Origin of the sequence: Urbifossiella limnaea (genome assembly GCF_007747215.1) — a bacterium.
In the GTDB taxonomy this organism is placed as follows: Bacteria; Planctomycetota; Planctomycetia; order Gemmatales; family Gemmataceae; genus Urbifossiella; species Urbifossiella limnaea.
The window spans coordinates 5604268-5626317 of the sequence record NZ_CP036273.1 but is presented as its reverse complement, the minus strand read 5'-3'; the positions used below and the strand labels follow the sequence as shown (position 1 = coordinate 5626317).

General features: G+C 72.4%; 16 protein-coding genes and 1 tRNA gene. 7 read left to right on the top strand and 10 right to left on the bottom strand.

The window, feature by feature from the left end; genetic code table 11:
• The first annotated feature begins 52 nt into the window (after positions 1-52).
• Positions 53-1399, top strand: coding sequence for a sulfatase (locus tag ETAA1_RS22915; RefSeq protein WP_202920347.1), 1347 nt, complete (start codon positions 53-55; stop codon positions 1397-1399).
• Between the two features lie 47 nt (positions 1400-1446).
• On the opposite strand, the gene ETAA1_RS22910 is transcribed toward ETAA1_RS22915, so the two are convergent.
• Positions 1447-1635 (bottom strand): hypothetical protein, encoded by a 189-nt coding sequence (locus ETAA1_RS22910; RefSeq protein WP_145242640.1) that lies wholly within the window; start codon positions 1633-1635, stop codon positions 1447-1449.
• 137 nt (positions 1636-1772) lie between these two features.
• Here ETAA1_RS22910 and ETAA1_RS22905 point away from each other — a divergent pair, with 137 nt between their 5' ends.
• Complete coding sequence (locus ETAA1_RS22905) at positions 1773-2324, top strand: DUF2721 domain-containing protein (RefSeq protein WP_145242638.1); 552 nt, start codon at positions 1773-1775, stop codon at positions 2322-2324.
• Between the two features lie 2 nt (positions 2325-2326).
• A complete protein-coding gene (gene nikR, locus ETAA1_RS22900) occupies positions 2327-2764 on the top strand; it encodes a nickel-responsive transcriptional regulator NikR (RefSeq protein WP_202920346.1) in 438 nt (145 codons plus the stop codon).
• Between the two features lie 11 nt (positions 2765-2775).
• Here nikR and ETAA1_RS22895 read toward each other — a convergent pair whose 3' ends face one another.
• Positions 2776-3120 (bottom strand): helix-turn-helix domain-containing protein, encoded by a 345-nt coding sequence (locus ETAA1_RS22895; RefSeq protein ID WP_145242636.1) that lies wholly within the window; start codon positions 3118-3120, stop codon positions 2776-2778.
• A 162-nt stretch (positions 3121-3282) separates the two neighbouring features.
• Here ETAA1_RS22895 and ETAA1_RS22890 point away from each other — a divergent pair, with 162 nt between their 5' ends.
• Positions 3283-4515, top strand: a complete 1233-nt coding sequence (locus ETAA1_RS22890) for a patatin-like phospholipase family protein (RefSeq protein WP_145242634.1) — start codon at positions 3283-3285, stop codon at positions 4513-4515.
• A 6-nt stretch (positions 4516-4521) separates the two neighbouring features.
• On the opposite strand, the gene ETAA1_RS22885 is transcribed toward ETAA1_RS22890, so the two are convergent.
• From ETAA1_RS22885 to ETAA1_RS32310, 6 genes are all read right to left on the bottom strand, one after another.
• Positions 4522-7293, bottom strand: a complete 2772-nt coding sequence (locus ETAA1_RS22885) for a hybrid sensor histidine kinase/response regulator (protein WP_145242632.1) — start codon at positions 7291-7293, stop codon at positions 4522-4524.
• Positions 7290-7955 (bottom strand): chemotaxis protein CheW, encoded by a 666-nt coding sequence (locus ETAA1_RS22880; RefSeq protein WP_145242630.1) that lies wholly within the window; start codon positions 7953-7955, stop codon positions 7290-7292. Before ETAA1_RS22880 ends, ETAA1_RS22885 begins: the two co-directional genes overlap by 4 nt.
• Positions 7952-9136, bottom strand: coding sequence for a CheR family methyltransferase (locus ETAA1_RS22875; protein ID WP_145242627.1), 1185 nt, complete (start codon positions 9134-9136; stop codon positions 7952-7954). Before ETAA1_RS22875 ends, ETAA1_RS22880 begins: the two co-directional genes overlap by 4 nt.
• Complete coding sequence (locus ETAA1_RS22870; protein ID WP_145242626.1) at positions 9133-9564, bottom strand: chemotaxis protein CheW; 432 nt, start codon at positions 9562-9564, stop codon at positions 9133-9135. The genes ETAA1_RS22875 and ETAA1_RS22870 overlap by 4 nt, the downstream gene beginning before the upstream one ends.
• Positions 9565-9570: 6 nt before the next feature.
• A complete protein-coding gene (locus tag ETAA1_RS22865) occupies positions 9571-11232 on the bottom strand; it encodes a methyl-accepting chemotaxis protein (protein WP_145242624.1) in 1662 nt (553 codons plus the stop codon).
• A 151-nt stretch (positions 11233-11383) separates the two neighbouring features.
• Positions 11384-11471: transfer RNA gene (locus ETAA1_RS32310), tRNA-OTHER, on the bottom strand.
• Between the two features lie 15 nt (positions 11472-11486).
• On the opposite strand from ETAA1_RS32310, the gene ETAA1_RS22860 reads away from it, so the two are divergent.
• The 3 genes from ETAA1_RS22860 to ETAA1_RS22850 all read left to right on the top strand — a co-directional run bounded on the left by ETAA1_RS22860 (position 11487) and on the right by ETAA1_RS22850 (position 18366).
• The gene (locus ETAA1_RS22860; RefSeq protein ID WP_145242622.1) at positions 11487-13949 is read left to right on the top strand and encodes a PSD1 and planctomycete cytochrome C domain-containing protein; all 2463 of its coding nucleotides are present in this window, start codon (positions 11487-11489) and stop codon (positions 13947-13949) included.
• Positions 13950-14035: 86 nt separating this feature from the next.
• Positions 14036-15493 carry a DUF1501 domain-containing protein gene (locus ETAA1_RS22855; RefSeq protein WP_145242620.1) on the top strand — a complete coding sequence of 486 codons (1458 nt, stop codon included), beginning with the start codon at positions 14036-14038 and terminating at the stop codon, positions 15491-15493.
• Positions 15494-15765: 272 nt separating this feature from the next.
• Complete coding sequence (locus tag ETAA1_RS22850; RefSeq protein WP_145242618.1) at positions 15766-18366, top strand: cation:proton antiporter domain-containing protein; 2601 nt, start codon at positions 15766-15768, stop codon at positions 18364-18366.
• A gap of 127 nt (positions 18367-18493) precedes the next feature.
• On the opposite strand, the gene ETAA1_RS22845 is transcribed toward ETAA1_RS22850, so the two are convergent.
• Both ETAA1_RS22845 and ETAA1_RS22840 read right to left on the bottom strand, forming a co-directional pair.
• Positions 18494-20752, bottom strand: coding sequence for a bifunctional SulP family inorganic anion transporter/carbonic anhydrase (locus ETAA1_RS22845; RefSeq protein WP_145242616.1), 2259 nt, complete (start codon positions 20750-20752; stop codon positions 18494-18496).
• A gap of 119 nt (positions 20753-20871) precedes the next feature.
• Positions 20872-22002 carry a hemolysin family protein gene (locus ETAA1_RS22840; RefSeq protein WP_145242614.1) on the bottom strand — a complete coding sequence of 377 codons (1131 nt, stop codon included), beginning with the start codon at positions 22000-22002 and terminating at the stop codon, positions 20872-20874.
• Positions 22003-22050 lie beyond the last annotated feature (48 nt).

The following is a 22050-nucleotide window of genomic DNA, read 5'->3' as shown; positions in this document are numbered from 1 at the left end:
CAAGCCCACCCGTTGCAACGGGTGGGCTCTCACCCCTCTCAAGAGGTCCGCGGTGAACCGCGTCACGATCCTGGCGATTCTGCTTGGTTTCGCGCTCGGCTCCCCCGCCCGGGCCGCCGACCCGCCGAAGCCGAACATCCTCCTCGTCGTCGGCGACGACATGGGGTACGCCGACGTCGGCGTCCACGGCTGCCGCGACATCCCGACGCCGCACCTCGACGCGCTGGCGCGCGCCGGCACGCGGTTCACGAGCGGCTACGTGTCCGGCCCGTACTGCTCGCCGACCCGCGCCGGGCTGCTGACCGGCCGCTACCAGACGCGGTTCGGCCACGAGTTCAACCCCGCCGCCGGCCCCGACGTGGGCCTGCCGCTGACGGAGACGACGCTCGCCGACCGCCTCCGTGCCGCGGGCTACGTCACCGGGCTCGTCGGCAAATGGCACCTCGGCAACGCCCCCGCCCGGCACCCCCAGCGGCGGGGGTTCGACGAGTTCTTCGGCTTCCTCGGCGGCGCCCACCCGTACCAGCCGGGGAAGGGGAAGGCCGACACGGTCCTCCGCGGCACCACGCCCGTGGACGAGAAGGAGTACCTCACCGACGCCTTCCGCCGCGAGGCGGTGGCGTTCGTCGAGAAGCACCGGGCGCGGCCGTTCTTCCTGTACCTGGCGTTCAACGCCGTCCACACGCCGATGCAGGCCACCGACGCCGGCCTCCGGCAGTTCGGCTCGATCCCGAACCAGACGCGACGCACCTACGCGGCCATGATGGCGTCGATGGACGACGCCGTCGGCGCCGTGCGGGCGAAGCTGCGGGAGCTGAAGTTGGAGGAGAACACGCTCGTGTTCTTCGTCAGCGACAACGGCGGGCCGACGATGGCGGGGACGACGACCAACGGCTCGGCGAACACCCCCCTGCGCGGCTCCAAGCGGACGACGCTGGAGGGCGGCGTGCGGGTGCCGTACTTCGTGGCCTGGCCGGGACGACTCCCCGCGGGGCGGACCGACGACCGGCCCGTCATCCAGCTCGACATCCTCCCCACGGCGCTGTCGGCGGCGGGCGTCGAGGTGAAACCCGAGTGGAACGTCGAAGGCGTGAACCTGATCCCGTACCTGTCGGGGCCGACGCTGCGGCCGCCCCACGAGGCGCTGTACTGGCGGTTCGGGCAGCAGATGGCGGTGCGGCAGGGCGACTACAAGCTCGTCCGGTACGACACCGCGGCCGACGGGGGCAAGGGCGGCGTGACCGGGCCGCGGCTGTACAACCTCGCCACCGACGTCGGCGAGAGTACCGACCTGATGACGCGGGAGCCGGAGAAGGCGAAGCAACTGCAAGCGCTGTGGGACACGTGGAACACGCGGAACGTGGCCCCGCTCTGGGGCGGTGGGAAGCAGAAGGGCTAGCGCACGAAAAAGCCCGGGGACGACTGCCCCCGGGCTTCGCGTCAGGGTCACGCCCCGCTCTTGTCCTTCAGCTTCTGGCCGGCGTCCTTGGCCGCCTGGCCGGTGGCGTGGGCGGCGTCGGCCGCCTTGTCGCCCAGCTTCTCGGCCCCGTCCTTGACCGCCTCGCCGGCGTTCTTCGCGGCGTTCTTCGCGGCCTCGCCCGCGTCCTCGATCTTCCCCTTGATGGTGTCGGCCACGGTCCTTCTCCTGGGGCGGCCGCGGCGGGAGTGCCGCGGTCCGGTCCCGCCGGTAATGCACGTCGTGAGCCGGAACGGGTCGGCTCGTCCGGATTCGTCCCGCGGGTGTAGAACACCCACTCGCCCCGGAGCCCGCGATGCCCGTGCTGTTCGAGCCGGCGACCGCCGCCGACGTCCTCGGCGGGATGATCACCCCGGCCGTGCTTATCTCCGCCTGCGGCACCCTCACGCTGTCCACCTCGAACCGCCTCGGCCGCATCGTCGACCGCGTCCGCGACCTGCTCAAACAAGCGGAGAGCCTGCCGCCCTGGAACCCGGCCGACGAGGACGCCCAGGACCGGCGGGCACACATCGCCGACCAGATCGCCCAGCAGTCGGCCCGCATCAAGTGGCTGCAGGGGGCCGTCATCTGCCTGTACTCGGCGATCGCTCTGCTGGTCGGCTCCAGCCTGGCGATCGGGCTATCGGCCGTGGCCCGCGGCTCGTTCGCGTGGGCGCCGGTGGCGCTGGGCCTGCTCGGGGCGTGTACCATGCTCGTCGCCGGCGGGCTGCTCATCCGCGACGCCCGCCTCGCCACCCGCTCGACGCTCGCCGAGATGGCGTACATTCACCGCATGGTCGCCCGCCGCACCGGCGAGCCGCTGCCGGCCGCCCACGCGGAGGCGACCAGCGCCCAAGCCGGGGGGTAAGCGTGTCCGAACTCGTGCGGTTTTCGGTGTCGCTCGAAAAGGACTTGCTCGACAAATTCGATCGTTACTGCGCCGACGGCCGGCTCGCCACCCGGAGCGAGGCCATCCGCCAGCTGCTGCGCGAGAAGTTGACCGCGGCCGCGTGGCAGGCCGACGCCGCCGACGTGGCGGCCAGCCTGACCCTGGTCTACGACCACCACAAGGCGCGGCTCACGGACAAGATGCTGGAACTACAACACGCCCGCGCCGACCGGGTGGTGTCGAGCATGCACGTCCACCTCGACCATGATTTGTGCCTGGAGGTCATCGTCCTCCGCGGCCCCGCGCCGGACTTGCAGGAGCTCGCCGCCGAACTGAGCGGCTTGAAGGGGATTCATCAAGCCCAACTGGTCATCGCCCGTGCCGTCGGTCACGGGCACGACCACACGCACCCACATTAATCCCGCTGGCGTCACAACGACGTCGGCTCGTCTCTCCCCACGACTTCCCGCGAGACAGGCGTCCCGTTGTGGCCGGCGGTGGATTTCCGCCGCCCGTCGGCGGAGAGGCCGGCAGCACGCAGTTTCCCGCGCAGCGTTGTGCGCGAAATGCCCAATACCTCGCTCGCCCGTACCTGGTTGCCCCCGACGTGCCGCAGCACGGCGGCGAGGGCGACGCGGTCCACGGTGCCGAGCAGCACGCGGTACAAGTCCTGGGTGCCTGCAGCCAATAACTGCTCGGCATACGCCCTTAAATCCGGTAGCTCACGGCTCTGAACCGGTTCCTCTGTGTCCGGGTTCGTTGCTGTGTTGGTCATTCGCTCCCCCCGGGCACCCGCCGGTGCGGCGTCTCGCCCGGGGGGGATGGGGCAACCGGCGTGCCAGAGTGGGAAGTGGCCAGCACACTGATGCCGCGGGTCGTTACGGTCCGATAAGAGAAGCGGGTCGTGTCGGTCGTCCGGGCCCTCGTCGGAGCATTGATGCGAACCGTCCTGGTCGTCCTGACCGTCACCCTGATCGCCCCCGGGTGCAACCGCCGCCACTGCGTTCCGGCCGAACTCGCCGAGCGGAAATACGTCGACGTCTCGGGCGGCGCCGAGGCCCGCGCTTCGGTCGGACCGTCGCGCCTGCGCGAGGTCGAGGCCGAGTTCCAGCGCCGCACCACGCCCGCCGCCCCGCCGGCCCGGCCGTACAACTTCCTGGCCCTGTCCGGCGGCGGCTTCTACTCGGCCTTCGGGGTCGGCGTCCTCACCGGCTGGACGGAGAGCGGCACCCGCCCCGAGTTCGACGCCGTCACCGGCATCAGCTCCGGCGCGCTCATCGCGACGTTCGCGTTCCTCGGCCCGCGGTACGACGCGCCGCTCTACGAGGCGATGGTCGGCGTCGAGCGGAAAGACCTTCTCGGCCACCGCATTCCGCCCGCGCACCTGTTCGCGCCGTCGCTCTTCAACAACCGCCGGTTCCGCCAGCGGATCGACAAGTACATCACCACCGAGGTGGTGGCCGAGGTCGCCGCGGCTCACGCCGCCGGCCGCCGGCTGTACGTGGGGACCACCGACGTGGACCGCCGCAAGCTCGTCATCTGGGACATGGGGGCGATCGCCACCCGCGGCACACCCGAGGCGCTGGAACTCTACCGCACGGTCCTGACGGCGTCGGCGTCGGTCCCGCTCGCGTTCCCGCCGGTGCGCATCCCGGTGGAGGTGGACGGGCACTGCTACGACGAGTTGCACGTGGACGGGGCGGCGAGCGACGAGGTGATCTTTCGCCGGGTCATGGTGGAGGAACTGAACCGCGCCAACGGCCTCCCGGGGTCGGTGGCGCCCGCCGGGTCGGTGTTGTACGTGCTCAACAACGGGAAGGTCTACGCCGAGCCGTCGTGCGTGCCGCGGCGCGTCTTCCCGCTCGTGAGCGCGTCGTTCGCTTCCGTGCGGTACGGGAAGTCGCGCGACGAGCTGTTCCGCGTCTACCTGAACTGCCTGGAAACGGGGGTCCTCTTCCGCTCGACGGCGCTCCCGCAGGACGTGCCGGTGGACGGGGCCGGGCCGCTCGGCGTGAGCAACGAGTCGCAGCGCCGGTTCTACCAGGCCGGCGTGGAGGAGGGTCGCCGCCCCGGCGCGGCCCCCGGCTGGCGCGACCTGCCGGTGGGTGCGGACCCGGGCGAGCAGACCATGCCCCGGGCGGGGACGCGGTTCGTGACCGAGCCCCGGTAGGGCCGCTCAGTCCACCCCCAACAAGTCCTCGACCGCGCGGATGAAGCGGTTGTCGTGGAAACTGCTCTTGGTCAGGTAGCAGTTCGCCCCGACCTCCAGGCCGAGCATCTTGTCCTCCTCGCGCTCCTTGTACGACACGATGATCACCGGCAGGTTCTTCAGCCGGTCCTCGGCGCGAACCGCCCGCACCAGCTGAATCCCGGTCATCCGCGGCATGTCCACGTCGGACACCAGCAGGTCGAAGTTCGCCGCCCGGACCTGGTTCCAGCCGTCCATGCCGTCCACGGCGACGGTCACGTCGTACCCGTGCTGCGTCAGCAACTGCCGCTCCACCTCGCGGACGGTGATGGAGTCGTCCACCACCAGGATTCGCTTCTTCCGGGCCGGCCCCGCGTCGCGGCTCTCGCACCGCCGCAGCGACCCGGACTGGATGAACTGGTCCATCGCCCGCACCAGGTCTTCCACGTCCACGATCAGCACCGGCTCGCCGTCGTCGAGCACGGCCGCGGCGCTCAGGTTCGGCACCTTGCCGAGCCGCGGGTCGAGCGGCCGCACCACCAGGTCCTGCTCGCCGCGGAAGCGGTCCACCACCAGCCCGTAACTCCCTGTCGCGTCGCTCAGCAGCACCACCGGCAACTCGCCGGTCGCGGCACTCGCCGCCGGCACGTCCAGTAGCTGCGCCGCGACGACGAGGCCGATGTTCTGCCCGTCCACGGCGACGAACTGCCGGTGCTCGAGGGACCGCACGTCGGCCCGTGGCACCCGCAGGAGGCGGTCGATGCGGTTGTGCGGGAAGGCGTAGGGCTCGCCGCCGACGTCCACCACGACCGCGCGGATGACCGAGAGCGTGATCGGCAGTTGCAGGTGAAACGTCGTGCCGGTTCCGGCCTTCGTGGTGATGCGGACGCTGCCGCCGACCTTCCGCACGGAGTCGAGCACCACGTCGAGCCCGACGCCGCGGCCGGACACCTCGGTCACGCCGGTGGCGGTCGAGAAGCCGGGTAGGAACAGGAATTCGAGCAGCTCCGGCTCCGTCATCTGGCGGACCAGTTCGGCCGTGGAGAGGCCGCGCTCGACGACCTTGGCCCGCAGCCGGTCGAGGTTCACGCCGCGGCCGTCGTCGGCGACGGTGACGAGCAGCATCCCGGCCCGGTGGCGGGCTTCGACGCGGATCGTGCCGACCTCCGGCTTGCCGGCGGCGAGGCGGTCTGCGGGCGGGTCGATGCCGTGGTCGACGGCGTTGCGGATGAGGTGGCCGAGCGGCGCTTCGAGCTTTTCGAGCACGTCGCGGTCCACGTCGGTGGATTCACCGGTCACGTCGAGGCGGGCCTGCTTGCCGAGCGAGCGGGCGAGGTCGCGGACGGTGCGGGCCAGACCGTGAACGCCGTCGGCGAACGGTCGCATCCGGCTGGCGATGACCTCGCGGTAGAGCCGGCTGTTCAGGTCCTCGGCCCGGCCGGCGTGGTCGTCGAAGTCGCCGGCCTGCGTCGCCAGTTCCATCCGGCAGGTCGCGACCTGCTGGCGGGTGTCGGCGATGAGCGTGGCGACGTGTTCGACCGGCCGGCCGGTGGCGGCCGCCTGGTAGGCCTCGTCGAGGAGGCCGGTGAGGGCTTCGTGCTGCTTCTTGAGCTTGCCGAGGGCGCCGGAGAAAAGGTGCAGCCAGCGGGCCTGCACGAGCGACTCGCCGGCCAGCCCCATGAGCCGGCTGAGGCTCTGAGCGGTGACGCGGACCACGGCCTCGCCGGCGGTCGGCGCCGGCTTGGCGGCGGCGGGCTCGGGCGGCGGCGGAGGAGGAGGAGGAGGAGGCGAGCCGCCGGCGTCAGCCGGCGCTTTCTTCGGCGCCGGGGCGACCGCCGGCACGGCCTGCGGGAAGACGCCGGCCAGTTGTTCGAGGCCGTCGCCGACGGCCGTCAGCCGTTCCTGGAACGTGTCGGCGTCGGTGTCGATCAGGCTGGCGAGCGCGTCCACGGCGTAGCGGAGCCAGCTGAGCGCGGCCGGGTCCGGCGGCGCCTTCGCGTCGCGGAGGGCGGCCCAGAACCCGCCCACGGCTGCGGCGGCTGACGCGACGGGAGCGCACTTCATGACGCGCGCGGCGCCCCGGATCTGGCGCAGGCTCTCGGCGGCGTCGTCGCGCGGCGGCAACTGCCCCGCCTTCAGGGCCGCGACGCCCGCGGCCACGACCAACAGGTGGGACCGCAACTCCTCCCGGAACAGGCCGAGCAAGCCGTCGTCGGGGCCGACCGGGAGCGGGTCGATGGGGATGGCCACTGGCCGAAGCGCCGGCGGCTCGGGGAGCGGCCCCACGACCACGGTCGGCGTCGGCGTCGGCCTCGGCGCGACTTCCACCACCGGCGCGGGAGGCGGCGCGGTCGCCACGCCGCGGCTGAACTGCTCGAGTTCCGGCGCCAGCCGGTCGATCGCGGGTTCGTTCGCCGCGGCCCAGGCGTGGAGGCCGCCGGCGTCGGCCAACGCCCCGAGGCCGGCCAGCACGTCTGCCGCTTTCAGGAAGCGGTCCACGTCGGCGGGCGTGATGGTCGCCCGGCCCGCCTGCGCGGCCACGAACGCGTCCTCCATCACGTGCGCGAGGCGGACCGCCGGCTCGACGCCGACGATCCGCGCGGCCCCCTTCAGCGAGTGGGCGGCGCGCATCAGCGGCTCGATCCGCTGGGGGTTGGCGGCGTCGTTCTCCAGCGCGAGGAGGCCGGTCGAGAGCGCGTCCGCGTGGGCGCGCACCTCGTCGCGGAAGAGCTCGAACAGCGACGGGTCGATGCCGGTCATCGGACGCGCTCCCGCAGCGCCTCGAACAGCCGCGTCTCGTCCAGCAGGCCGATCGCCCGGCCGTCGCGGTGGACGACGCCGCGTGTCACGCGGGCCGCGGCGCGGGCCAGCGTCGGCGGGGCGGTCACCAGGTCGGCCGTCGCCACCCGGCGGACCAGGTCCACGTCGTCGGCCGCGAACGCCCACCGGTCGGTGTCCCGACGCATCACCACCATCCGCGGCCGGGCCGTCGACTTCGCCGGCTCCGCCGGCCGCTCGATCCCCAGCAGCAGGTCGAGGCGGACGCACAGGTGCAACTCGCCGCGGACGTTCACCAGCCCCGCCAGCAACCCGCCGCGGTGCGGGATGCGGTGCGGCCACCGCGGGTGCGTCACCTCCACCAGCACCCCGACCGGCAGGGCCAGCCACTCCTCGCCGAGGCGGAACACCAGCGCCCCGAACACGCCGTCGGCCGTGCGCCGCACCGGCTCCGCGAGGCGGGCCGTCCACTCGTCGAGGTAGCCGGCGGGGGAGGGGGCGTCGAGGAAGCGGCGGCCGGCGGCGGCGAACACCGGGCAGTTGTGGCAGTGGGTGTGCTGCTTCAGTTCGGGGCACGTCCGGTCGCCCCAGACGCCCACGGCCTGCCAGCACGGGTTCGCGGCGATCACGGGGAGGTCGGTCACGCGGTCGCCTCCGGGAGCCGGGCCAGCCGGCGGCGCAAGCCCGACGCGGGCCCGGCGTCGCCGCGGCGGTCGCACAGCATCGCGAGGTGCGTCAGCGCCTCGCGGTGGTCGGGGTCGAGGTACAGGGCGCGGCGGAACGACGACTCGGCGTCGCCGGCGCGGCCCGCGGCCAGGTCGATCACGCCGAGCAAGCTGTACCACTCGGCCGACGGCCCGGCGCGAACGGCGCGCTCGCAGGCGGCGCGGGCGGCGTCCAGGTTGCCGGCGTCGGCAAGCTCGCGGGCCGCGGTCGTGCTCGCCGGCGGGTCGAGACGCGCGGCCGGTACCACGGGCGCGTCGGCGCTCGCCGCGGGTCGGGGTATTGCCCCCGACTTTGCCGCCGGCTTCGGCCTCGCCTCTTCGGTGCGGACGAACGTGGCGAGCCCGGCGGACCCCTCGGCTGTGAACAGGCCCGGCGGAAGGCGGTCGGCCTCGGCGGGTGTCAGGCACAGCCGGCCGCCGGGGGCGAGGAGGCGGTGCAGGTTGACGACGGCCCGGCCGCGCGCCTCGTCCGTGAGGTAAATGAACAGGTTGCGACACAGGATCAGGTCGAACGGCGCTTCCGCGGCCAGGAAGTCGGCGGCCACGAGGTTGCCGACGCGGAGCCGCACGGCGGCGCGAACGCGGGGGTCGAGTTCCCAGCGGTTCGCCCCCACTTCGCGGAAGTGCTGCGGCCGCGGGTCGGCCCCGGCCTCGCGGAAGGCGAACGCCGGGTAGCGGGCCGCCTCCGCCCGGCGGACGCTCGCCGGGCTGAGGTCCACGGCGTCGATCGTCGCCAGCCCCGGCACGCCCTCGTCGTCCAGCGCCAGGGCCAGCGAGTACGGCTCCTCGCCGCAGCCGCACGGCACGCTCAGCACCCGCGGGGTGCGGCCGGCGGCGCGCTCGCGCAGCCACTTTGCCAGCTCGCGGAAGTAGGCCGCACCCCCGCGGAAGAACCAGCCTTCCGACACCACCAACTCTTCGACCAGCGCCGCCCACTCGGTCGGGTCGGCGGCCAACACCCCGGCGTAGTCGGCGGTCGATCCCACGCGCCGCGCGCTCATCCGGGCGGCGACCACGCGCGGGAAGGTGGCGGCGCCGAGCGACAGGGGGTCGAGGCCGATGCGGGCCCGGACCAGCTGTTCGACGGGGGGGAGGGTCATGGCCCGGTTCCTGGGCGGGGCGGTTCCAGGTGCGCGAGGAGGCGGTCGGGGTCGAGCAGGCGGAGGACGCCGGCCCCGTCCGCGACCGGCGGGCCGAGGAGCGGGCCGCCGGCGGCCGCGGGCGGGAGGGCGGGCAGGTCGCGGACGTCGGCCACCTGCGTGGCGAGGAGGCCGACCAAGTCGTCCGGCGCGTCCGGCCGGGGCACGAGGATCACCCGGCTGCTCAGGTGCGGCGGGCACTCCCCGGCCCCGACCAGTCGGTACAAGTCTACCACGGGCACGACCCGGCCGCGATACACGAACACGCCCGCCAGCCACGCCGGGCCGCCGGTCGCGGGCGTCACCCGCACCCGGGGCACGACCTCCCGCACGCGGCGGACGTCGACCGCCACCCGGTCCGTGCCGACCTGGAACGTCAGCGCGAGCATGGGCACTCAAATCTTGAACTGCACGATTTCCTGGTTCAGCCCCTCGACCGACGCCCGCAGGTGCTCCGTCGCGCGCTCGAACTCCTGCACCGACTGCGCGTTCCGCTTCGTGCTCTCGGCGATCTGCCCCATGGCGTCGTTGATCTGCTGCGCCCCGGCCGCCTGGTTCTTCATCCCCTCGGTCACCAGCTGGAACCGGTCGCTCAGCCCCGTCACCTCGGTGATGATCTCGTACGTCATCTGGTTGATCGTGGTCACCTGCCCGACGCCGCTGCGCACCTCGTCGGCGAACTTGTCCATCTGCATCACGCCGGCGGAAACCGCGTCCTGCATCTGGCGCACCATCGTCTCGATGTCCAGCGTGGCCACCGCGGTCTGGTCCGCGAGGCGGCGGATCTCCCGCGCCACGACCAGGAAGCCGCGGCCGTACTCGCCCGCCTTCTCGGCCTCGATCGCGGCGTTGATCGACAGCAGGTTCGTCTGGTCGGCCACCTTCGTGATCGTCGTCACCACGGCGTTGATGCGGTCGGCCTTCTCGCGGATCATGCCGAGCTTCGACGACACCGACACCGTCGATTCCAGGAGGTTCCGGATCTCGCCGGCCATGTGGTTGGTGTTGTCGCGGCCGCGGGTCGCCAGGTCGGCGGCGTGCCCGGCCGACTCGTTCACCTCGTTCATCGTGCCGGACAGGTCCTGGCTCGTCGCCGAGATCTCGCGGACGCTCGCGGCCACCTGGACCGTCGAGGCGCTCAAGTCCTGCACCGTCTGCTCCTGCCGGCGGGCCGTCGCGGCGATCTGCGAGGCGACGGTGAGGAGTTGCAGGCTCGACTCGCGGACCTTGGCCACGATCGCCTGCACGCGGCCCATCACGCCGTTGATCCCCTCGGCGAGCTGGCCCATCTCGTCGGCCCCGGGGACGACGAGCCGGGTGTGCAGGTCGCCGCTGCCGCTGGCCATCTCGCGGACGCGGTTGCGCAGCTCGCGGGCGGTGCGGATGAGCGACGTCGCCACCCACCAGCCCGTCAGGCCCATGACGACGACCAGCGCGACGCTGACCCAGGCCAGGGTCGACGCCCAAAAGTTCGAGTCCCCATAAGCCCTCAGCTCGTCCGATTCGGTCTCGGCCCGGATCTTCTCGACCACGGCGACGGACGCCCGGCGGTGCTCGTAGAACTTCGGGCGGATGCGGGTGTTCAGAATCTCGTTGGCCTTCTTCGTCGCCTCCGGGCCCTTGCCGATGAGCGGCAGGTACTCCTCGTTGGCGATCCGAAACACGTCGGCGGCGGGTGTGTGGACCGCCCCTTCGAGCCCGCGGCGGATCTCGCCCTCGGGGAGCCGGCCGGGGGCCAGCCAGTACGCCCGCCGCTCGTTGTACTTGGCCTCGTAGTCGCGGAACTTCTGGGTGTTGTCGCGGATCTCGGCCGCGTCGCTGCCGAACGAGTCCAGCTCGGACAGCATGAGGTACGCGGCGCCGATGCTCATCATCGGCGGGTCCATGTCGTTGAGCAGGCGGTAGTCGGACGCGATCTCCTCGTACACCGGCCCGTGCACGCGGTACGTGCGCATCAGGTAGCCGGCGAACACGAGCACGCCGGCCACGAGCACGGAGTAGCCGACGACCAGGGCGTACAGTTTGGCCGGGAGGGACCAGTCGCGCAGCCGGAACATGATGCGTGCCCGCGGGAGCCGGGAGGGTGGCAGATTCGATCCTACCCGCGCCGGCCGGCCGAACCAGCCCGGATTCCCCAGCCCGCGCAGACTCGCCGCCCGCCGGCTTCGGCGCGACCGCTACGACCCGGACACTCGTTGTACCTTCCCGCGGCGTGGGGCCGGTTTCGAACCGGCGGTGCCCGAACCGGCCGGTTGGAATCCGGCCCCACGTCGGTTATCCTGACAAATACCCACCCGCCGGGCTCCGCGCCATGCCGCTCCGCCTCTCCCTACTGCTGTTCGCCCTCGCCCCCGGCACCGCGCTCGCGGACGCACCCCCGAAAGTTGACTTCGCCCGCGACGTGCTGCCGATCCTGTCCGACAACTGCTTCGCCTGCCACGGCCCCGACGCGAAGGCCCGCAAGGGCGACCTGCGGCTCGACACCAAGGACGACGCCCACGCCAGCGGCAGCATCGTGCCCGGCAAGAGCGCCGACAGCGAGCTCTACAAGCGGATCACGTCCGCGGACCCGACCGAGGTGATGCCGCCGGCGAAGAACGTCAAGCAACTGACGCCGCAGCAAAAGGACGTGCTGAAGCGCTGGATCGACCAGGGCGCTCCCTGGGGTCGGCACTGGGCGTTCGAGCCGCCGACGCGGCCGCCGGTGCCGGGGAACGGCAACCCGATCGACGCGTTCGTGCAGGCCCGCTTGCGGAAGGAGAAGCTGACGCCGGCGCCGGCCGCGACGAAGGAGCAACTCATCCGCCGCGTCACGCTCGACCTGACCGGCCTGCCGCCCACCCCGGCCGAGGTCGATGCGTTCGCCGCCGACCCGGCCCCCGACGCCTTCGAGAAGGTGGTCGATCGGCTGCTGGCGTCGCCGCGGTACGGCGAGCGGATGGCCTGGGACTGGCTCGACGCCGCCCGCTACGCCGACAGCAACGGCTACCAGGGCGACAACGAGCGGACCATGTGGCCGTGGCGCGACTGGGTGGTGCGGGCCTTCAACGACAACATGCCGTACGACCGCTTCACGGTGTGGCAGCTGGCCGGCGACCTGATGCCCAACGCCACCCGCGAGCAAATCCTGGCGACCGGCTTCAACCGCAACCACATGATCAACGGCGAGGGCGGCCGCATCCCGGAGGAGAACCGCATCGAGTACGTGTTCGACCAGACGGAGACGCTCGGCACCATCTGGCTGGGCCTGACGCTGACGTGCTCGCGGTGCCACGACCACAAGTTCGACCCGATCAGCCGCCGCGACTACTACCGGCTGTTCGCGTACTTCAACCAGACGCCGGTGAACGGCGGCGGCGGCAACGGCCAGACGCCGCCCGTCATCGACTTCAGCACGCCCGACATGGAAACGCGGCTGAAGGCGGCGCAGAAGTCACTCGACGAGGTCGTCGGGAAGCTGACCCCGGTCGAGAAGAGGTTCCGCGACGACGCCGCGGTGACGACGAAGGACGGCAAGTACGAGTCGAAGCTGCCGGCGGTGATCGAGTCGGCGCTGCGGAAGGGGCCGAACGGCCGCACCGACGCGAACCAGGACGAACTCGCCAAGCACTACGAGAAGTCCGAGCCGGCGTACGTGGCGCAACTGAAGGAATTTCGCAAGCGCAAGGGCGAGCGCGACGCGGCCGCCGGGGCGATCCCGAAGGTGATGGTGATGGGCGACATGCCCAAGCCCCGCGACACGTTCATCCTCACCCGCGGCACCTACGACAAGCACGAGGACAAGGTCCAGCCCGGCGTGCCGGAGTCGCTACCGGCGCTGCCCAAGGACGCACCGGTGAACCGGCTGGCGCTGGCGAACTGGGTCGTGGCGAAGGACAACCCGCTGACCGCGCGCGTGACCGTGAACCGCTACTGGCAGACGTTCTTCGGCACCGGCCTCGTCAAGACCGCCGACGACTTCGGCGTGCAGGGCGAGCGGCCGAGCCACCCCGAACTCCTCGACTGGCTCGCCGTCGAGTTCCGCGACGGCGGCTGGGACGTGAAGAAGTTGGTGCGCCTGATCGTGACGAGCCAGACGTACCGGCAGTCGTCGAAGGTGACGGCGGAGGCGCGGGAGCGCGACCCCGAGAACCGGCTGCTGGCGCGCGGCCCGCGGCACCGGCTGCCCTCCTGGATGCTCCGCGATCAGGCGCTGTTCGCGGCCGGGATCATGACGCCGACCGTCGGCGGCACCCCGGTGCGGACGTACCAGCCGCCGGGCATCTGGGAGGAAGCCACCTTCGGCTTCAAGCGCTACCAGCAGGACACCGGCGCGGCGCTGTACCGCCGCAGCCTGTACGTGTTCTGGCGGCGGATCGTGGGGCCGACGATGTTCTTCGACACCGCCAACCGCCAGACGTGCGCCGTCAAGACGACCACGACCAACACGCCGCTCCACGCCCTCACCACGCTCAACGACACGACCTTCGTCGAGGCCGCGCGGGTGCTGGCGCAGCGGGCGATGATCGAGGGCGGGAAGGACGATGCGGATCGACTGCGCGCCGCGTTCCGCCACGCGGTCGGGCGCGTGCCGGCGGACGCGGAGGTGGGGATTCTCCGCGGTGCGCTCGACCGGCAGCGGCGGCTCTACTCCGCCGACCGGGCCGCGGCGTCGCGGCTGCTGAGCGTCGGCGAGATGCCGCGGCGCACCGACCTGGACGTGGTCGAGCACGCGGCGCTGACGGCGGTCTGCACGCTGATCCTGAACCTCGACGAAACACTGACGAAGCAGTGAGCCACCCTGGTTTCGCCGCTTGCGGCTTAGCGGCGTCCACGCCGCTAAGCCGCAAGCGGCGAAGCCCCGAGCATCGGAACCTCGACATGCACCCGGCCGCCGAACGCGCCCTCCACCTGTCGCGCCGCCACTTCTTCGGCCGCTCCGCCGTCGGCATCGGCGCCGCCGCGCTGTCCTCGCTGATCGGGAAAGACGCCGCCGCCGCCCCGGGCCAGCGCGTCGGCGGGCTGCCGACGCTGCCGCACTTCGCGCCAAAGGCGAAGCGCGTCATCTACCTGTTCCAGAACGGCGCGCCCACGCACGTGGACCTGTTCGACTACAAGCCCGAGCTGACCCGCCGCAAGGGGCAGCAGATTCCCGACTCCGTGGTCGGCGGCGCCCGCTTCAGCACGATGACCAGCGGCCAGGCCGCCCGGCCGTGCCTCCCCGAGATCACGAAGTTCGCCCGCCACGGCAAGAGCGGCGCGTGGGTGTCCGACTTCATGCGGCACACCGCGGCCATCGCCGACGACGTGTGCTTCATCAAGTCGATGCACACGACGCAGGTGAACCACGCCCCGGCGATCACGTTCTTCATGACCGGCAACGAGATGCCCGGCCGCCCGAGCATGGGGAGCTGGCTCACGTACGGCCTCGGCAGCGAGTCCGAAGACCTGCCCGGCTTCGTGGTGATGACGAGTCGCGACAAGGAGGCGAGCTGCGGCCAGATCTTCTACGACTTCTACTGGGGGAGCGGCTTCCTGCCGACGCGGTTCCAGGGCGTCAAGTTCCGCGGCAGCGGCGACCCGGTGCTGTACCTGTCGAACCCCGACGGCATGAGCCGCGAGAGCCGCCGGGCCGTGCTCGACGACCTGGCCCGGATGAACGAGCTGGGCCTCCGCGAGTTCGGCGACCCCGAGATCGCCACCCGCATCGCCCAGTACGAGATGGCGTACCGGATGCAGAGCAGCGTGCCCGAGCTGACCGACTTCAGCAAGGAGCCGCTGAAGGTGCTGGAGACGTACGGCCCGGACGTGCGGCGGCAGGGGAGCTTCGCGTACAACTGCCTGATGGCCCGCCGGCTGATCGAGCGCGGCACCCGCTTCGTGCAGCTGTTCCACGCCGGCTGGGACCAGCACCGCAACCTCAACACGCAGCTGAAGATTCAGTGCGAGGACACGGACGGCCCGAGCGCCGCGCTCGTCCGCGACCTGAAGCGCCTGGGGTTGCTCGACGACACGCTCGTGATCTGGGGCGGCGAGTTCGGCCGCACGCCGTTCCTGCAGGGGCCGATCGCCGAGGTGAAGACGTGGGGCCGCGACCACCACCCGTACGTGTTCTCGATCTGGATGGCCGGCGGCGGCGTGAAGGCCGGCACGACCTACGGCAGCTCCGACGACTTCGGCTTCGGCCCCGCCGAGAACCCGGTCCACGTCCACGACTTGCAGGCCACGATTCTCCACCTGCTGGGCATCGACCACGAGAAGCTGACGTTCCGCTTCCAGGGTCGCGCTTACCGGTTGACCGACGTGCACGGTCACGTCGTGCGGGGGGTGCTGGCGTAAACCCGCAGGTGTGCTCAAGCCATCACGTCGTGGCTGTCCTGCGCGTCGATGCGTCCGGCCCGTGGCCCGGCCGACCGTCCGGACGATCGAAGTCCTCGGCCCCGACGACCGGGTGGTGCTGACGATCCAGTAGCCGCCCGGTCCCGGGTGTGGCGCGCGGCGGGGTCGGATGACCCCGCCGCGCGCGTTTTCAAGGGGTGACGAACCCGCCGCCCGGCCGCATCTCTATCCGGGTGGCCCGGCGCAGTGACCGCGGCCGGGAAGGAGCACGGATGCACGAGTTCCCGCTCATCTCCACCATCGCCGTCGCGTTCACCGCCGCGTGGGTGCTCGGCCTCGTCACCCAGCGGCTGCGGCTGTCGCCGATCGTCGGCTACCTGCTGGCCGGCGTCGCCATCGGCCCGCACACGCCCGGCATCCAGGGCGACGTCCACATCGCCCACCAGCTCGCCGAGGTCGGCGTCATCCTGCTGATGTTCGGCGTCGGCCTCCACTTCCACCTCGCCGACCTGCTCGCCGTCAAGTGGGTGGCCATCCCCGGGGCGGTGGTGCAGAGCCTCGCCGCCACCGCCGTGTGCGTCGCCGTGTTCGCCGCGTTCGGCGTCCCGCCGCGGACCGGCGCCGTCATCGGCATGGCCGTCGCCGTCGCCAGCACCGTCGTGCTCATGCGCGTGCTGATGGACGCCGACGCGCTCGCCTCGCCCGCCGGCCACGTCGCCGTCGGCTGGCTGCTCGTCGAGGACGTGATCACCGTCGTCGTGCTCGTGATGATCCCCGTGTTCGGCGAGCACCCGGCCGCCGAGGCCGCCGAGCCGGTCCACCCCGTCCTGGCCGTCGGCGTCGCGCTGGCGAAGCTGTCCGCGCTGATCGCCGTCGTGGCCGTGGCCGGGGCGCGGGTGGTGCCGTGGGCGCTGACGAAGGTCGCCCGGCTGCGGTCGCGGGAGCTGTTCACGCTGACGGTAATGGTGTTCTCGGTGGCGATCGCGGCCGGCGCGTACTCCCTGTTCGGGGCGTCGATGGCGCTCGGGGCGTTCCTCGCCGGCATGATGGTCGCCCTGTCGCCGGTCAGCCATCAGGCCGCGGCCGACGCCCTGCCGCTGCGCGACGCCTTCGCCGTCCTGTTTTTCGTGTCCGTCGGCATGCTGTTCGACCCCGCCTTCCTCGTCCGCCAGCCGCTCATGATGCTCGCTGTCATGGCCGTCATCCTGGTGGTGAAGCCGGTGGTGGCGCTGGTGCTGGTTCTCGGCCTGGGGCACTCCGTCCGCACCGCGCTCGTCGTGGCCATCGGCCTGGCGCAGATCGGCGAGTTCTCGTTCATCCTGTCCGAGACCGCCCGCAAGGCCGGCCTCATGACCGACGACGGGCACAACGTCCTCGTCGGCGGCGCCATCCTGTCGATCACGCTGAACCCGCTCCTGTTCCGCAGCATCCCCGCGATCGAGCGCTGGCTGAAGCGGCAGCCGCGGCTGTGGGCGCTGCTGACCGCCCGCGCCGAGCGGCGTGTGCAGGGCGCGAACGCCGAGGTGGCGCCGCCCGCCGCGGGGCGCCGCCGCGCCGTCGTCGTCGGCTACGGCCCCGTCGGCCGCACCGTGGACCGGCTGCTCCGCGACGCCGGCCTCGACACCGTGGTCATCGACCTGAACATGGACACGGTGGACGAGATCCGCCGCGAGGGGCGCACGGCCGTATACGGCGACGCGTCGCAGGCCGCGATCCTGGAGAGCGCCGGCGTCGGCGGCGCGGCGTACCTGGTGCTGACGCTGCCGCAGGCCGCGACCCGGGCGGCGATCGTGGCCACCGGACGGAGCCTGAACGCGACGCTGAAGATTCTCGTGCGCGCCCACTACCTCCGCGAGCGCGGCGAGCTGGAGCACGTCGGCGCGACGGCGGCCATCTTCGAGGAGGCCGAGGCCGCGGTGGCGTTGGCCCGGCTCGTGCTCGCCGACACCGGCGCCGGCCGCGAGCGGATCGAGCACGCCGTCCGCGACATCCGGGCCCGGCTCATCCTGGAGAACGTGACGGGCCTGCGGTCGCAGCCGGTGCGGAACATCATGGTGCCGTGGACGCGGGTCCGCCGGCTGTCGGACGCGGCCGGGCCGGACGACGTGCGGCGGCAGGTGCGCGAGAACCGCTTCTCGCGCTGGCCGGTGGTCGAGGCCGCGACCGGGCGCCCCGTCGGCTACCTCCTGGCGAAGGATTTGATCGGCCTGCCGAGCGACGGCACCGCGTGGACGACGCTGGTCCGCCCGCTGACCGCCGTCGGCCCCGACGACGACGTGGAATCGACGCTGCAGTTCTTCCAGCGAGAGGGGGCGACGGTGTGCGTCGTCCGCGACGGCGACACGCCGGTGGGCATCGTCACCATCGAGGACGTGCTGGAGCAGGTGGTCGGCCGGTTCGAGGACGAGTACCCGCGGCACCCGAAGGTGGTGCTCCGCGACCTGCTCGTGACCAACGAGGCGCTACTGGACCTGAGCGCGACGACGGCCGAGGGGGCGATCGGCGAGCTGGCCGCGGCGATCCCCGCGGGGGCGGTGCCGGCGGGGGTGTCGGCGGCGGAGCTGGCGATCGAGCGGGAGCGCGACCTGCCGACGAACCTGGGGCTGGGTGTGGCGGTGCCGCACGCGCGGTGCCCGGGGCTGCGGGCGCCGGTGGTGGTGTTCGGCCGCTCCGCCGCGGGCGTGACGTTCGGCGGCGCCGAGGCCGCGGCGGTCCACCTGATCTTCCTGCTGGTGACGCCGGCGGAGCAGCCGAACCTGCAGGTGCTGCTGCTGGGCAGCGTGGCGCGGGTGGCCGGCGACGCGGGCAGCCGCGAGAAGCTGCGTGCGGCGGCGACCGTGGCGGACGTGGGCGACGTACTCGCGGGTGGGTGACGGTGGTTTCGTAGGTCGGGTGTTCGAGACCTGACACGCGGCGCGAACGACTTCCCGCGGTCGTCCGCTCTGATCGGTGCCGCTGTCAGGTCTCGAACACCCGACCTACGAAAACCCACCCGGGCCCTTACGGGGCTCGGCTCGCCACCGCCGCCTTGTCCGTCGGCAGGAACTCGATCGCGCCGGTCGCCACGTCGTACATGCCGCCCACCACCAAGATCCGGCCGTCGCGCACCAGCCGGGCCAGCGTCCCGCTCTGCTCCACCAGCTCGGCCACGGCGCGGGCCACGTTCCGCCGCGCCACGCCGTCCACGAACGCCTGCTTCTCCGCCGGCGCCAGCCGCGTCGCGGCCTGGCACTCGGCCCGGTCCACCGACCGCTGCACGTCGTCCACCACGTCGTCGATGTGCTCGCAGCCGGTCGCCTCCCGCGCCGTCTGGCCCGCCGCCGCCAGGTCCACCGCCGCCCCCACCGCGCCGCAGCGGGTGTGGCCGATCACCACCACCAGCTTCGCCCCCGCCACCGCGCAGGCGTACTCGATGCTGCCGATCGCCTTCCGGCTCGTCACGTTCCCCGCCAGCCGCACGCTGAACACGTCGCCCACGCCCAGGTCGAAGATCAGCTCGGCCGGCGTCCGCGAGTCGATGCAGCTGAGCACGGCCGCCAGCGGGTGCTGGCCGGCCGCCGTCGCCCCGATCTGCCGGCCGAGGTCGCGCGTCAGCCGCCGGCCGGTGCGGAACCGCTCGTTCCCGTCGGCCAGGATTTGCAGCACCTGCTCCGGCGCCAGCTTCTCCTGGAGGTCGCGGGTCGAGTGGTCCACGAACTGGATGCGGTCGTCGAGCTGGTACTTGCTGCGGAAGCCGACCAGGCTCACCTCCACGCCGCGGGCCGGGCCGGTGCTGTCGTCGAACTCGCGGAGCAGCTCCAGCACGTCCGGGTCGATGTAGTCCGTTTGCGTGGCGTCCAGCAGCACGCGGCCGCCGCGCGGCACCTCGTCCAGCACGCGGGCCAGCGCGGCGCGGTTCAGGAAGCTCACCTGGTTGGCCAGCTCGATCCGCACCACCTCGCCGCCGAGGTGCTTTTCCTGGAACCGCCGCACCGGCCGGCGCATGTTGCTCCACAGGATGAAGCTGGTGCTGACGACGAGCCCGATCACCACGCCGATGAGCAGGTCGGTGAACACGATGGCCAGCACGGTGATGATGAACGGGGCGAACTGGTACTTGCCGGCCGCCCACATCTGGCGGGCCAGCGCCGGGCTGGCGAGCTTCACGCCGGTCACGAGCAGGATGGCCGCCAGGCACGCCAGCGGGATGCGGTTCAGCGCCGCCGGCAGCAGCGCCACGCTCCCCAGAAGGAGCACGCCGTGAAAGATCGCGGCGAGCCGCGTGCGGGCGCCGGCGTTGATGTTGACCGAGCTGCGGACGATGACCGACGTGACCGGCAGCCCGCCGATCAGGCCCGACGCGACGTTGCCGACGCCCTGCGCGAACAGCTCGCGGCTCGGCGGCGAGTTGCGCCGCCGCGGGTCGAGCTTGTCCACGGCTTCCAGGTTCAGCAGCGTTTCCAGCGACGCCACCGCCGCGAGGGTGAACGCCGCCGTGTACACCGCCGGGTTCCGCCACTGGTTGAAGTCCGGCAGCTGGACGAAGTTCAACACGCCGGCCAGCGTCTCGGCCACCGGCACCTGCACGAGGTGCGACGGCTCGATGAGCCACACGCCGCCCATGCCGCGGAACAGTTCCGCGAGCCCGACGCCGAGCAGCACCACGATCAGCGGCGCCGGCACCGGCGACTTCTTCAGCGCCTTCGTGCGGTCCCACACCACCAGCAGCAGCACCGACAGGATCCCGACGGCGGCGGCCCCGGGGTGGATGTCGCCGAGCGTCTTCGCCAGCTCGGTGAACGTGTTCTCGTGGTCCGGCTGCTCGAACGACATGTCGCCTTCGGGGTCGGGGTCGTGGCCGACGACGTGCGGTAGTTGCTTCAGGATGAGGATGACGCCGATCGCCGCGAGGAGCCCCTTGATGACGGCGTTGGGCACGAACGCGGCGACGAACCCGGCGCGGAGCAGGCCGAGCGCGATCTGGATGAACCCGCCGACGACGACGGCCAGGAGGAAGGTGTTGAACGAGCCGAGGCTGGCGATCTGGGCCAGGACGACGGCGGTGAGCCCGGCGGCCGGGCCGGCGACGCTGGTGTGCGACCCGCTGAGGACGCCGACGAGCAGGCCGCCGACGATGCCGGCGATCACGCCGGCCAGCAGCGGCGCCCCCGACGCGAGGGCGACGCCGAGGCACAGCGGCAGGGCGACGAGGAAGACGACCAGCCCGGCGGTGAGGTCGCGCGGCAGGGTCGCGGAGAGCGGCTCGTTCGTATGGGGCATGCGGTGAGTCCTGGTCGGGTTGGATTCGGGTGGTTGGTCGGTTCTCGGCGTGGCCTGGGGGGCGTGCGTGGCCGGTGGTTCACACCGTGGGAGCGAACCCCACACGATGAAACGCGGCATTACGCCCGCCCCCCGGACACGGCCAGCGCCGGCAGCGGCCAGCGGCGGCGGTCGTGCTCGTCCTCGATCGGGCCGACGATCTGTTCCAGCACGTCCTCCAGCGTAATCAGCCCCAGCACCCGGCCGGCCGCGTCGCGGACCACGGCCAGCGGCCGCCGCGCCCGGCGGAACAGGTCCAGCGCGTCGGCCACCCCGTCGTCCGGGCCGACGAACTGCGGCGGGTACAGCGCGTCCTCCAGCGACACCAGCCCGCGCAGGCTGAACAGGTGGAACAGGTCCTTCGTGTTCACCACGCCCACGACGCGGTCCAGGTCGCCGTCGTACACCGGCATCCGCGTGTGCGCCCCGGCCCGGACCTGGTCGAGCACCCGCTCCGGCGGCGTCCCCAGCGCCAGCGCCGCCACCTTCTCGCGCGGCACCATGCAGTCGCGGACCCGCCGGCCGGCCAGGGTGAACACCTTCCGCACCAGTTCCGCCTGCCGCGCGGTCAGCGCCCCGGCCCCCTCCGTCTCGCCGACCAGCTGCGACAACTCGTCCACGGAGTGCGCGTTCGACTCGGACCCCGCCGGCCCGCACCCGATCGCCCGGAGCACGAGGTTCCCGGTCCCGTTCAGCAGCGCGATAGCCGGCCGCGTCAGCCGGACGAACAGGTTCAGCGGCGCGGCCACCCGCAGCGACGTGCCCTCCGGCGAGCGGAGGGCGAGCGTCTTCGGGATGAGTTCGCCGAACACGACGTGCAGGAACGTGATGAGCGCGAACGCCAGCGCCACCGCCGCCGCGTGGGCGGCGACCACGGCGCCGCCGGCCGGCAGCAGCGCTTCCGCGGCGGGCGTGACGAGGCGGGCCAGCGTCGGCTCGCCGACCCAGCCGAGGGCGATGCTCGCCAGCGTGATCCCGAGCTGCGTCGCGGCGATGGTGCGGTCCAGGTGCGCGACGGCGTCGCGGGCCGCGGCGGCGCCGGGTTTCCCCTGGGTCGCCAGCTCCTCGACGCGCGTCCGGCGGACGGCGACGAGGGCGAACTCGGCGGCGACGAAGAACCCGTTCAGGGCGACGAGGGCCGGCACGGCGGCGAGGCCGGCGGCGGACCAGGCCCAGTGCGCGCCCGCCGCGTCGGCGGCGAAAAGAACCATGACACTCTCCCGGGGGTGGGGCGGCCGGCGGCGCGTGCGGCGCACGTG